Raw genomic sequence first — 11,514 nt, 5'->3', positions numbered from 1 at the left:
CGGCCCCGGCCCGCCCTGAGCCGAAGGGCGCGCCGGTGCCGAGCGCCCGACGGAGGGGCGGGCGTCCCGTCAGCGGGGCGCGGACGTGCCGCTGCCGGACGGATCGGGTGACGCCGGGACCGGCGGGCCGGTGAGGAGGGTGCCGTCCTCGGCGTACGGCCAGCCGTTCGGCACGCAGCCGTGCAGCCCCTTGATCTGCTGCATCATCACCGGTGCCGGGGCTCCCGGCCCGGGGCACTCGACGTGGCCCTGGCCGAGGAAGTGCCCGACCTCGTGGTTGACGGCGAGCGCGTGGTAGAGGTCGGGGTTGCCGCGGTAGGCGTCCGACAGCTCGGCCCAGCGCTTGACGTTGATGACGACCTGGTGGCCCGCGGCGCAGTTCACCCAGCCGCCGGTGTCCAGGCCGTACTGGCCGCAGATCCGGTCGGTGGACTCCGGGGTGGCCAGGTAGACCGTGAAGTCCACCGGGTCGGCGGCCACCCGCTGGAACGACCAGGTGTTGCCCGCGGCCCAGCCGCGCCGCACGTTGCCGAGGACGGCGTCCACCTCGGCGGCGAACTGTGCGGGGCTCTCCTTCAGCCCGTCCTCCGCCCGCACCTTGTACCGGTACAGGTGCTCGCCGGTGCCGAAGCGCTCGGAGCCGCCGGCGGCCGTCGTGAACGCCAGCGGCTTCGGCGGCTCGGCGGCCCACGGACGCCACCACAGCAGGCCCGCCGCCACGGCGGCGACCACCACCAGGGCGACCGCCCCGATCCCCTTCCGCCCGCCGAGGGCCCGGGCCGCCCTCACCCGGCCCGCCCGGCGAGGGCGCCGCGTATGACGGCGCGGGAGGGCAGGTCGCGGGCGGTGGACGGTCGGGCGGGGGCCGGGCCCTGCGCGGACCGGGCGGTGCGGTGGTTCCTGGACATGACGGTGCGGCAACTCCTCGGACGGGACCGGTTCGGAAAACGGTCGGGATAGAAGAGACGCTCCGGAGGGGGTCCGAGGTTCACCCGCCGCGGCCGAACGGCGCTCCGGTGGGGCCGCGTTCAGGCGCCGGTTCCGGTGCGGGCGCCGAACTTCCCTCCCCGGGAGGCCAGTTCCTTGATGACGACCGCGGTGCGCCCGGCGACGCCGGCCTTCCGGAGGGTGTCGTCGGCCCGGGTGAACTGGCCCACCGCGTTCCGCCGGCCGAGGGTGACGGCCCGGGCGACGTAGCGCGGCGCGTACGGCCGGGGCGCCCGGCCCGCGATCAGGCGGGCCAGGGTGTCGACGGAGGCGAGCACCGTTCCCGACCGCAGGTGCACGGCCCCGTCCACGGTCTTCGTGACGCCGTCGTCCACAATCTCGGCCCGCAGCCGCTCCAGACCGGCCCGGACGCGCTGGTGGGCCCGGTGCGAGAAGGTGCCGGCGACCGGGGAGCCGACGATCCTGACCCGCAGGTCCGGCCGCGCCTCGGCCACCTCGGCCACCGTCTCGGCGGCCGAGACCCGGGCCGCGCTCGGGGCCTTCCAGCGCGCCGTCGAGACCGGCGACCTCCAGGACCTGCTCGGCCTCCTCGCACCGGACGTCGTCGCCGTGAGCGAAGGCGGCGGCGTGAGGACGGCCATGCCGTGGCTCACCGTGGGCGCCGTGAAGGTGGCCCGCCTGCTGGCCGCCGGTGTGGCGCGGTGGGGCCGGTCGCGACGGTGGATCCGACCCGGATCAACGACCACCCGGCCCTGGTCCTCCGGGTCGACGGGGAGATCGACCTGGTCGTCGCGATGCGGATCGACGAGGGCCTGATCAGCGGCATCTACTCCGTGCGCAATCCCGAGAAGCTGACGCACATGGAACGGGAGACCGCCGTGAGCCGCTGAACCCGGGGCGCCCGGCCCCGCGTCCCGGGTCCGGCGGGCCTGGCGCCGGGCTCGACGCCGGATTCAGTGCTGCGGTCAGCGCCGGGCACCGGCGGCCGTGGCCGCGGGCTGGTCGGTGTCGCCGTGCCAGGTCGGCCAGCCGAGCAGCCGGGGGCGTTCGGTGACCCAGGCTCGGGTCTCGGTGCCGATCTCCCGGGTGATGAGGTCCTCCAGCAGGGCGCTGTAGCGGGCGACGAGGTCGCGGTGGGCCGGGTCGGAGGCGAGGTTGCGCAGCTCGGCCGGGTCCTCGGCGCGGTCGTACAGCACCACGTCGTTCCGCGCGTACAGCGACTCGGCGTCGGTGGGGCGGTTGGGGTCGAGCGGGGAGAAGTAGCGGCCGAAGGTGTACCGGTGGTCGACGTAGCCGCGCAGGAAGCCGCGCTTGTTCCAGTCCGGGCGCAGCTCCCCGGCCTCGACCCGGCGGGGCGCCTCCGGGTCGGCGAACTCGAACCAGAAGTCCGCGTCCAGCGTGATGATCGACTCGATGGCGGCGAGCACGCCGTCGCGCACGGTCCCGCCGTCGAGCGCGGGGACCAGGGAGCGGCCCCTGAGCGCGGGGTGGTGCTCGGCGGTCCCGGCGGCGGACACGCCGGCGAACTCCAGCAGGGTGGGGGCGAGGTCGACCGCGGAGGCGAGCGCCTGGTTGCGCGTGCCGCGCGGGTGGTCCGGGTGGCTGAGGATGAACGGGACGTGCAGGTTCTCGTCGTAGACCAGGCCGGCCTTCTGCCGCAGGCCGTGGGAGCCGGCCATCTCACCGTGGTCGGAGGTGAACACGACGACGGTGCGGTCGGCCTGCCCGGAGGCCTCCAGGGCGTCGAGGACCAGCTCGATGCTGCGGTCCACGTCGCGGATCGCGTTGAGGTAGAAGTTCAGGCCGTCGTACCAGTGCCGGTCGTCGGCGACCGGGCCGAAGACGGTCTCCAGCATGCGCGCGTACTCGGCCACCGCGGGCGCCGCGCCGGACAGGTCGTCGCGCAGGCTGGCGGGCAGGTCGAAGTCCCAGCGGCGCCGGTACACCGGCACGTCGGCGGCCGCCCTGGCCACGACGGCGTGGGCGAGGCCGAAAGGGAGCCGGACCTGCGGCGAGCCGCCGTAGTCGAAGCTCATGATGTCGTGCGGGTTGACGAAGTTGACCGCCATGAACCACGGCTGGTCGGACTCGACGACCGGGGCGCGGTTGCGCAGCCACTTCACGGCCTGCCCGGCGATGACCGGGTCGATCTTGAGGCCGGCCCAGGCACCGCCGTCGATGTCGCCCCAGTCGTTGAACTCCGAGAAGCCGTACGGCTCCAGGGCGTCGGTGGTGGGTCCCGGGTTCTGCGGCGTGACGTAGGCGTTGGAGAGGTGCCACTTGCCCTGGTAGGTGCAGTAGTAGCCGGCCCGGCGCAGCATCGTGCCGAGGGTGCCCAGCCCCGGATCGAGCGGGCGGACGTAGGGGATGTTGTCGTTGTCGTAGATCTCGGTCAGCGGCAGGTGCTGCCCGGTGTAGAGGACGGACCGGGCGGAGCTGCACTGCGCCGAGGCGGTGTAGTACCGCTCGAAGGTGCTGCCCCGCTCGGCGAGCCGCTCCCGCGCGGGGAGCGTGAAGCCCTGCGGGCGGGGAATCGTGAACCGTTCCTCGTCGGTGACGATCAGCAGGATGTTCGGACGACGTGTCATGGCCACCTGTCTCCCGGGGTGGTGCGCCCGCCTGCGCGGCGGTGCCCACGGGGCGGGCAAGGACGGCACGGAAGGTGCATCCCGCCCGAATCTAGGTTCTGCACCCGCACGGCGTGCGCGGGGACACGGCCGGCCGGGGCCGGCCGGGTGAACCGCAGCCCGGGCCGCGGTCCCGCCCGTGGCCGTCCGGCCCCTCCGATTGGGCCGAACAGCCCTGGGCCTCCGGGCCGTGGGGTGCGAAGGTCTACGGAGAGGGACTTGTCCACCGCCACCACGCGTAAGGAGGCGAGACGGATGAGCAACATCCGCCACCGGACGCCAGCACCCGTCGTCACGCCCGGGACCGACGAGCTCGGACGGGTCGGGTGGCTCGTCGTCGGCTTCGTGGCCCTCGTCGTCGGCGCGATCATGCACGCGCTGCGAGGCGTCTTCGGGATCGCCAGGAGCATGACGAGCCCCACGCCTCAGCGCACCCCGGCGGGTGGCCGGCCCGCGCCCGCGGCCGGTCTCAGCGCCGGCGAGACGGGCGGATGGATCATCATCGGTGCCCTGTTCATGGTCGCCGGCGTCATGACCCACGCCGTCGCGGGTGTCGTGCAGAGCATCAAGGAGGCCCTGCACACGACGCGCGAACAGTCGCCGGGCTGACCGGGCGGTCGTCCGACCCGGTCGGTCGGCGCGCAGGGGCCGGAGGCGGCGGTGCCGGACACCGCCGCCTCCGGCCCTTCCGTCCGTCCGGCCCTTCCGTCAGGGCGTGTCCGCGGGTCACGCCCTGAGCGGGTCACGCCCTGAGCGGGTCACGTCCGGAGCGGGTCACGTCCGGAAGAGTGCGACCTTGAGGGCGCCGTTGTCACCGGCATCGGCGAAGACGTCGTAGGCCTCCTGCATCTCGTCGAGGCCGAAGCGGTGCGTGACCAGCCCGGACACGTCCAGCCCGCCGGCGGCCAGCATGCCGAGCAGCATCGGGGTGCTGCGGGTGTCGACCAGCCCCGTGGTGATGGTGACGTTCCGGATCCAGAGCTCCTCCAGGTGGAGGACCGCGGGCTTTCCGTGCACACCGACGTTGGCGACCCGCCCGCCGGGGCGGACCACCCGGGTGCACAGCTCGAAGGACTCGGGGACGCCGACCGCCTCGATCGCGACGTCCGCACCGAGGCCGTCCCGGCTCAGCGCGCGGACGGCCTCCGGGGCGGCCTCGGCGACGGTGAGCCCGGTGTCGGCGCCGAACCGCGCGGCGGCGTCCAGGCGGCTCTGCGCGAGGTCGACGGCGACGATGCGGGCCGGGCTGTAGAGCCGCGCGGTGAGGATCGCCGCGAGTCCGATCGGCCCGGCACCGACGACCACGACGGTGTCGCCGGGGCCGACCCGGCCGTTGCGGACGCCGACCTCGTACGCGGTGGGCAGGATGTCCGCGAGCAGCAGGGCGTGCTCGTCGGTGACGTCGTCGGGCAGCCTGTGCAGGGAGGTGTCGGCGAAGGGGGTGCGGACGTACTCGGCCTGGCAGCCGTCGACGAGGTGGCCGAGGATCCAGCCGCCTCCGCCGGTGCACTGCCCGTAGGCCGCGGCGCGGCAGTAGGCGCAGCGGCCGCAGGCGGAGATGCAGGAGACCAGGACGCGGTCGCCGGCCGTGACCGTCCGCACGCCGGGCCCGGTCGCGGTGACGGTGCCGACGGCCTCGTGGCCGAGGATGCGGCCCTCCGTGACCTCGGGGACGTCGCCCTTGAGGATGTGCAGGTCGGTGCCGCAGATGGTGACCGCGTCGACGCGGACGACCGCGTCCTCGGGGTCGCTCACGGCGGGGTCGGGGACCTCGCCCCACGTGCGGCGACCCGGTCCGTGGTAGGTGAGCGCCTTCATGTCGTGATCGCCCCTCTCGGGCTGCGGGGAGGTGCCGGGCCGGCCGACGGGGCGTCGTCGGCCCGGCGCGGGTGGTGCACCATCTCCAGCGTGCGACCGGGGCCCGGGGTGGCGCTTGGGCCGTTCGGCGCAATCACCGTCCCCGGCGGCGGGCCGTCCACCGGGCCGTCCACCGGGCCGGAGGGTCCCTGCCCTGGCCGGTCCGGCGCGGGCCTGCCCGGCCCGGTGCCGCGCTCCGGCGGGCGGGTGCTCGTCCGGTGATCGGCATAGCCTGAGGGCGGGGCCGGTCGAGGCGGTACGGAGGTGCCGACGATGAACCAATCCGTCGTAGTGGGCGTGGACCCGTCCGAGCCCAACCTGGCCGCGGTCGACTGGGCCGCCGAGGAGGCCTCGCTCCGGCGGGCGGAGCTCCGGCTCGTCCACGCCCGGTCCGGTGGCGCCGAGGACGCCGAGGCCCAGCTGCTCGACCGGGAGTGGACGCGGGTCGCCGCCCGGTACGCGGAGGTCACCGTGGCGGCCGAGCTGGTGGACGGTTCGCCGCGCGAGGCGCTGACCGGCGCGGCGGCGGACGCGGCGCTGCTGGTGGTCGGCGCCCGCGGCTCCGGCGGGTTCCCCCGGCTGCTGCTGGGCTCGACCAGTCTCCACGTCGCCGGGCACGCACCCTGCCCGGTCGCCGTCGTGCGCGCACCGCAGGACCCGCTGGAGCCGGGCGTGGTGGTCGGGATCGAGGGCAAGGAACACGAGGAGCCCGTGCTCGCGTACGCCTTCCTGGAGGCCCAACGCCACTCGCTGCCCGTGTCCGTCGTCCACGCCTGGACGTATCCGCTGCTCCTCGGCCCGGGCCACGAGGTCCCCGTGGTGTACGAGGAGTCGCACATCGAGGCCCAGCACGAGCGGCTGGTCTCCGAGGTGCTGGCCGACTGGCGCGAGCGCTTCCCGGACGTCACCGTCACGTCGTCCGTGGTGCGCTCCGGCGCGGCGAAGGAGCTGGTGGCGGCGTCAGCCGGGCGGAGCCTGCTGGTGATCGGCCGCCACGGTGAGCCGCGCGGCCCGCTCGGCCGGCTCGGCTCCACCAGCCAGGCGGTCGTCCAGCACGCCGAGTGCACCGTCGTCGTCGTGCCGGTCTGATCCGGCCTGAGCCGGCCTGAGCTGATCCGAGCCGGTCCGAGCCGGCCGTGCCGGTCCGCGCCGCCCGCCGCGGCCGCCGGCCGTGCTGCGGTGGGCCCGCGCCGCTCAGCGGCGCCCGGTCCAGCGCGGTTCCACCTGCTCCCAGGCGTCCTCCCAGCTCGTGTCCGCCCGGCGTTCCAGCGCGCGGCGGCGCAGCGCGAACGCGCCCTCCGTGCCCACCGCGAGCACGGAGACCGTGCCGAGACCGATGAGGACGGCGTCCGACGCGATCTGCTCGGTCCCCTTGGGCGCGGCCACCGGGACCCCGGAGTCGTCGAGCCCGATCGGGACGGCCGTCCCGGTGCGGGTGCCCTCCGGAACGGGGATCCTCCCGCTGCCCGGCCCGGCCGGGTACGTCCAGCGGGCCGCAGCGTGGTCACGCTGGGTGCCCGACCGGGGGTTGTCCGACTGCGCCGGGCCCGTGGTGACGGCCGTGACCACGTGCCGGTGCCGGGCGATCTGCTGCGCGGTGTGCGTCTCGATGCGGAACGCCAGCAGTGCCGCGACCGCCGCCACCGCGAGCACGGCGAGGACGGTCAGGGTCTGCACGGCCGCGAGGCGGCTGTAGGAGCGGTCGAGCGGGCGGCAGAGCGGGCTGTGGTCCCGGCCGACGGCCCGGCGGACGTGCTGCCGCAGGGACGTGCGCGAGGCCGCGGTCCTGTGCGTGGTGGCTGCGGCGAACATGACGCGCCTCCCTCCGTGCCGGGGCGGCATGGTCGCAGGTGCTCTCGTGGCTCAGTCTTCCAAGGCTGCGTCCGTCTCCCGAGGGTCCCACGGCCCTGGTGACGGGTCCAACGGCCCATGCCGGCCGGTCACGGTTCCACCCATTCTGGACGGGCGGAAAGCCGCCCGGACCCGATCCGTTCCACGGAACCGGCCCGCCCTCCGTCCTGCCGTCCCGGCCGAACGGCCCCCACCCGTCCATGGAGGACCTGCATGTTCTGGTCGTGCTGACCACGACCGACGGCGGGCGGCTGGACTTCACCTGCGCCCCCGGCCGGAGCGTGCTGGAGGCCGCGGCGGAGGCCGGCGCCACCCTGCCGGCCTCCTGCCGCCGGGGCACCTGCGGCTCATGCCACGCCACGGTCACCGGCGGCGCGTACGAACTCGGCGCCCACAGCGGGCAGGCGCTCCCGGCGGGCGAACGCGAGCACGGCGGCGTGCTGCTCTGCCGCACCTACCCGTCCGGGCCGCTGTCGGCCGACCTGCCGTACGAGCAGTCCCGGATCCTGTACGGCGGCATCCCCGCCCGGGAGGCCGTCATCGCCGCACTGGAGCCGGTCGCGCACGACACCGTCCGGCTGGAGCTGACCCTCGACGACGGCCCGGACTGCCAGTTCGACCCCGGCCAGTTCGTGGAGCTGCAACCTCCCGGCAGTGACGTGAAGCGCGCCTACTCCCCGGCCAACACCGGCAACTGGGAGGGGCGGCTGGAGTTCTTCGTCCGTCTGCGCGAGGGCGGGGCGTTCTCCGGCTACCTCGCCCATCGGGCCCGCCCGGGCGACCGGCTGACCGTGCACGGCCCGCAGGGCGCCTTCGGCCTGCGGGAGACCGGCCTGCGGCCCCGCTGGTTCGTGGCCGGCGGCACCGGCCTCGCCCCGCTGCCGGCGATGGTCCGGCGGATGGCCGAGTGGCAGGATCCGCAGCCGGCCCGGCTGTTCCTCGGCGTCAACGAGCCGCAGGACGTCTTCGGGGTCCGCGAACTCGCCGCGGTGGCCGCCGAGTTGCCCGGCTTCCGGTACGACGTCTGCGTCTGGAGGCCGACCCCGGAGTGGTCCGGCCCGACCGGCACCCCCGCCGACCTGTTCGCCGCCGCGCTGACCGGGCTCGCGGGCGCCGCGCCGGACGTGTACGTCTGCGGCCCGCTGCCGCTGGTCGACTCGGTCCGGCAGGCCGCGCTGCTGGCCGGCGTCCCTCCGGAGCAGGTGCACCGGGAGCGCTTCCTGGCGGGCTGAACCGCGCCCGGGCCGGGCCGGACGGCAGCGGCGACCGGCCCGACCGGGCACACCACTTCTTCACAATTGTGTTCACTGTGTGAAGTTCACGCGTTCCGACCCCTTGTCAGGTCCACCATTCCTCCCTACCTTCTGGATCAGGACCGCGGCCCCATCGGGCCCGGCGGTCCGCGGCGGGGCCGATCCGCGCAGCCGCCGGACGCACGGCAAACCCTGGAGGCGTCACATGCCCGTAGCCATGCTCGCCGAGATCCGCGACGCGGGTCCGCTGGTGGTCGACGACGAGACCATCGTGTTCGAGGACGACGACCGCAGCGACCACGAGGCCACGGCGTGTCTCGTCGACCCGTGGGTGACCGCCACCACCCGCTTCGCCTGCGACCGGAACTCCTGACGGTGCCCGGGTCCATCGCCGGCCGCAGCAGGTGGTCCGACGACACCTGGTCGTACCTGAACGACCCGCGGATGCCGGCGATGGACCACGGTTGGAAGCTGCACGTCTCGGCCCGGCCCGGCGACCTGGAGGCCGTGACCGGCCTCGTCCTGCCGGTGCTGCTGCGCCACGTCTGCCACGCGAAGTGGGCCCTGGGCCCGGAGACCCTGCGGGCGATCAACTCCGGTGTGCCGGCAGCGGGCGCCGTCGGGAAGGCCGTCACCGTGTACCCGGCGCCCGGCACCGTCGTCGGCCTCGCCGACGAGCTGGTCGCCGTGCTGCGCGGCCGGGAGGGGCCGCAGATCGTCAGCGACCGCCGGGTCGACCCGCACTCCCCCGTCTACTACCGCTACGGGCCCTTCACCGGCGACTACCGGACCGGCCGCAGCGGACGGCTGGAGTCGGTCATGACGGGCCCGGACGGCCGGGTCTTCGACGGGCTGGCCAGCGGTTCGTACCGCTGCCCGCCCTGGGCCGAGGACCCCTTCGGGAACCGGTCCGGCGGCGACGCCCGGCCGGGCTCCTCCCCCGGGTTCGGCGGCGGCCGCTACCGGGTCACCGGCGGCATCGTGCGCAGGCCGCAGGGCAACGTCTACCGCGCGGTCGACCGGGTCACCGGGCTGCCGGTGGTCGTCAAGCAGGCCCGGGCCTTCGTCGCCGAGGACGAGTCCGGTGCGGACACCCGCGCCCGGCTGCGCAACGAGCGGGCGGTCCTGGCCGCGCTCGACGGCGTCACGGGAGTGCCCCGCGCGCTCGACTACTTCCGGCACCGCGCGGACGAGTACCTGGTGATGACCAGCTGCGGCGAGCGGGACCTGCGGCGGGACGTCCAGGAGAACGGCCCGTACCGGGACGACGGGACCGGGCCGTCGCGCACGCTCTCCGGCCTGGCCGCCCGGCTCCTCCGTGTCCTGGACGACGTCCACGGCCGGGGCGTGGTCGTCCGTGACCTGAAGCCCGACAACGTCGTGCTCGACGCCGACGGCCGGTGCCGGGTGGTCGACTTCGGGATCAGCGCCGTGGGCGGCGCCGGGCCGGACGGATCGACCCCCGGCTACAGCGCCCCGGTCCGGCGCACGACCCGGCCGGCCGAACCCGCCGACGACTACTACGCCCTGGGCGCGACCCTCTGCTTCGCCGCCACCGGCCTGGACCCGGTGATCGTCGACCCCGACGACGCCGTCAACCGGGACCGCACCCTGGCCGGCCTGGCCTGGGCGCTGCCCGGCGACGGCCACCGGCGGATCCGGGCGGCGGTCGGCGCGTTGACGAGCCTCGATCCGGCCGTCCGGACCGCCGGCGCGGACCGACTCCGCACCGGGGCACCCGGGGTACCCGGCGTACCCGAGGCGTCCCGGGCGGCCGAGGCCTCCCGGTCGGCCCGCAGGCCCGGCCGGCTCCGCGTCGACGACGGCCTGCTCCAGGAGATCATCGAGCACACCACCGCGTACTGCGTCGCCGAGGCCCACCGGATCGCGGACCCGGTGCTCGCCGCCCGCACGGCCGTCCCCACGCCGGTCGACCTCTACGGCGGAAGCTCCGGACTCGGGCTGGAACTCCTCCGCCACCTCCACCGGCCCGGGGTCCGCGACGCCGTCACCGCCCTGGCACAGTGGACGGCCGGCCAGTCCCGGAACCTCTCACCGGGCTTCTGGTCGGGCCGCACCGGCGTCGGGCTCTTCCTCGCCGAGGCGGCGACGACGCCGGGCACCGGCACAACGGACCCGTTCCGCCCGGACGCGTCGCCGGACCACCCGGACCTGCCGGCCCGGGGGCCCGGCGGCGGACCACCGGAAGCGGACCTCATCGAGGGCGTCGCCGGGATCGGCACCGGCCGCCTGCTGCTCGCCCGCCACGCCCTCGCGGCCGGCGACCACCGGCTCGCCGGGCGGCACCTGGCCGTCGCCGCCGAGTGCGCGCGGATGCTGGCGTCCGGCACGGCCCGGCTGACGCCCACGGGCGCCGGCACGACCGGCAGCGCCGCCCTGCGCGAAGGGCTCGCCCACGGCGAGGCCGGGGTCGCGTACTTCCTGCTCGAGTACGCGGGCGCCACCGGCGATCCCACGGCCGTCCGCCGGGCCCGGCAGGCGTGCGCGCAGCTCGCCGCGCTCACCCCGGGCATCGTCGCCGCGGCGGCCGCCCCGGGGGCGACCCGCCGCTACGGCTCGTGGTGCCGGGGCCTGGCCGGGATCGGGGCGGTGCTCGTCCGGGCCGCCGACCGCCTCGGCGAACCCGGGTACCTCGCCCTCGCCCGGCAGGCCGCGCGTACCTGCGCCGCGCTGGCGCCGCGGATGCCGCTGGTCACCCAGTGCTGCGGGCTGTCCGGGGTCGGCGACCTGATGGTGGACGTCGCCGGGGCGTCCGGCGCCGAGGAGTTCCGGGACGCCGCCGGGACCGTCGCCGCGATCATCCTGAGCCGCAGCGGCGGCACCCCCTCCCGTCCGGTGTTCCCGGACGCCGGCCTCACCCGGGCGAGCGCCACCTGGGCCGGCGGCTCCGCCGGCGTGCTCGCCTTCCTCCGGCGCCTGCACGACGGGGGCGGAGAGCGGCTCGGCCTCATCGGCTG

Annotated in this window: 12 protein-coding genes; 6 read left to right on the top strand and 6 right to left on the bottom strand. The window is 75.7% G+C overall.

The annotated features are described in order from the left end of the window. Nucleotides 1-69: 69 nt before the first annotated feature. The 3 genes from ABZ885_RS27660 to ABZ885_RS27650 all read right to left on the bottom strand — a co-directional run bounded on the left by ABZ885_RS27660 (nucleotide 70) and on the right by ABZ885_RS27650 (nucleotide 1,589). Nucleotides 70-789 carry a DUF3152 domain-containing protein gene (locus ABZ885_RS27660; protein WP_360194077.1) on the bottom strand — a complete coding sequence of 240 codons (720 nt, stop codon included), beginning with the start codon at nucleotides 787-789 and terminating at the stop codon, nucleotides 70-72. Next, the gene (locus ABZ885_RS27655; RefSeq protein WP_360194074.1) at nucleotides 786-908 is read right to left on the bottom strand and encodes a hypothetical protein; all 123 of its coding nucleotides are present in this window, start codon (nucleotides 906-908) and stop codon (nucleotides 786-788) included. The genes ABZ885_RS27660 and ABZ885_RS27655 overlap by 4 nt, the downstream gene beginning before the upstream one ends. Nucleotides 909-1,028: 120 nt before the next feature. After that, entirely contained in the window at nucleotides 1,029-1,589 is a 561-nt protein-coding gene (locus ABZ885_RS27650) for a hypothetical protein (RefSeq protein ID WP_360194071.1), read from the bottom strand. Between the two features lie 78 nt (nucleotides 1,590-1,667). On the opposite strand from ABZ885_RS27650, the gene ABZ885_RS27645 reads away from it, so the two are divergent. After that, a complete protein-coding gene (locus ABZ885_RS27645) occupies nucleotides 1,668-1,838 on the top strand; it encodes a hypothetical protein (RefSeq protein WP_360194069.1) in 171 nt (56 codons plus the stop codon). 75 nt (nucleotides 1,839-1,913) lie between these two features. On the opposite strand, the gene ABZ885_RS27640 is transcribed toward ABZ885_RS27645, so the two are convergent. Continuing rightward, a complete protein-coding gene (locus ABZ885_RS27640; protein ID WP_360194066.1) occupies nucleotides 1,914-3,536 on the bottom strand; it encodes a sulfatase-like hydrolase/transferase in 1,623 nt (540 codons plus the stop codon). Between the two features lie 294 nt (nucleotides 3,537-3,830). Here ABZ885_RS27640 and ABZ885_RS27635 point away from each other — a divergent pair, with 294 nt between their 5' ends. Next, nucleotides 3,831-4,184, top strand: a complete 354-nt coding sequence (locus ABZ885_RS27635) for a hypothetical protein (protein ID WP_360194063.1) — start codon at nucleotides 3,831-3,833, stop codon at nucleotides 4,182-4,184. Nucleotides 4,185-4,349: 165 nt separating this feature from the next. Here ABZ885_RS27635 and ABZ885_RS27630 read toward each other — a convergent pair whose 3' ends face one another. Continuing rightward, entirely contained in the window at nucleotides 4,350-5,393 is a 1,044-nt protein-coding gene (locus ABZ885_RS27630) for a zinc-dependent alcohol dehydrogenase family protein (protein WP_360194060.1), read from the bottom strand. 312 nt (nucleotides 5,394-5,705) lie between these two features. Here ABZ885_RS27630 and ABZ885_RS27625 point away from each other — a divergent pair, with 312 nt between their 5' ends. Next, nucleotides 5,706-6,521 carry a universal stress protein gene (locus ABZ885_RS27625; protein WP_360194058.1) on the top strand — a complete coding sequence of 272 codons (816 nt, stop codon included), beginning with the start codon at nucleotides 5,706-5,708 and terminating at the stop codon, nucleotides 6,519-6,521. Between the two features lie 105 nt (nucleotides 6,522-6,626). On the opposite strand, the gene ABZ885_RS27620 is transcribed toward ABZ885_RS27625, so the two are convergent. Next, nucleotides 6,627-7,244, bottom strand: coding sequence for a hypothetical protein (locus ABZ885_RS27620; RefSeq protein WP_360194056.1), 618 nt, complete (start codon nucleotides 7,242-7,244; stop codon nucleotides 6,627-6,629). Nucleotides 7,245-7,507: 263 nt separating this feature from the next. Here ABZ885_RS27620 and ABZ885_RS27615 point away from each other — a divergent pair, with 263 nt between their 5' ends. The 3 genes from ABZ885_RS27615 to lanL form a co-directional block, all read left to right on the top strand. Next, nucleotides 7,508-8,515, top strand: coding sequence for a 2Fe-2S iron-sulfur cluster binding domain-containing protein (locus ABZ885_RS27615; RefSeq protein WP_360194054.1), 1,008 nt, complete (start codon nucleotides 7,508-7,510; stop codon nucleotides 8,513-8,515). 226 nt (nucleotides 8,516-8,741) lie between these two features. Continuing rightward, the gene (locus tag ABZ885_RS27610; protein ID WP_360194052.1) at nucleotides 8,742-8,909 is read left to right on the top strand and encodes an SflA family class IV lanthipeptide; all 168 of its coding nucleotides are present in this window, start codon (nucleotides 8,742-8,744) and stop codon (nucleotides 8,907-8,909) included. A 2-nt stretch (nucleotides 8,910-8,911) separates the two neighbouring features. Further along, the coding region (lanL, locus tag ABZ885_RS27605) for a class IV lanthionine synthetase LanL (protein WP_360194049.1) at nucleotides 8,912-11,514 on the top strand (2,603 nt) is incomplete at its 3' end.

The sequence above is a fragment of the Kitasatospora sp. NPDC047058 genome, assembly GCF_040643935.1.
In the GTDB taxonomy this organism is placed as follows: Bacteria; Actinomycetota; Actinomycetes; order Streptomycetales; family Streptomycetaceae; genus Kitasatospora.
This window is presented reverse-complemented; position numbering and strand designations above follow the sequence as displayed.

What these genes read in the sequence shown, in the direction of transcription:
- ABZ885_RS27655 (WP_360194074.1), bottom strand. Translation starts at nt 908, where the DNA reads ATGTCCAGGAACCACCGCACCGCCCGGTCCGCGCAGGGCCCGGCCCCC.
- ABZ885_RS27650 (WP_360194071.1), bottom strand. Translation starts at nt 1,589, where the DNA reads ATGGCCGTCCTCACGCCGCCGCCTTCGCTCACGGCGACGACGTCCGGT.
- ABZ885_RS27640 (WP_360194066.1), bottom strand. Translation starts at nt 3,536, where the DNA reads ATGACACGTCGTCCGAACATCCTGCTGATCGTCACCGACGAGGAACGG.
- ABZ885_RS27635 (WP_360194063.1), top strand. Translation starts at nt 3,831, where the DNA reads ATGAGCAACATCCGCCACCGGACGCCAGCACCCGTCGTCACGCCCGGG.
- ABZ885_RS27630 (WP_360194060.1), bottom strand. Translation starts at nt 5,393, where the DNA reads ATGAAGGCGCTCACCTACCACGGACCGGGTCGCCGCACGTGGGGCGAG.
- ABZ885_RS27625 (WP_360194058.1), top strand. Translation starts at nt 5,706, where the DNA reads ATGAACCAATCCGTCGTAGTGGGCGTGGACCCGTCCGAGCCCAACCTG.
- ABZ885_RS27620 (WP_360194056.1), bottom strand. Translation starts at nt 7,244, where the DNA reads ATGTTCGCCGCAGCCACCACGCACAGGACCGCGGCCTCGCGCACGTCC.
- ABZ885_RS27610 (WP_360194052.1), top strand. Translation starts at nt 8,742, where the DNA reads ATGCCCGTAGCCATGCTCGCCGAGATCCGCGACGCGGGTCCGCTGGTG.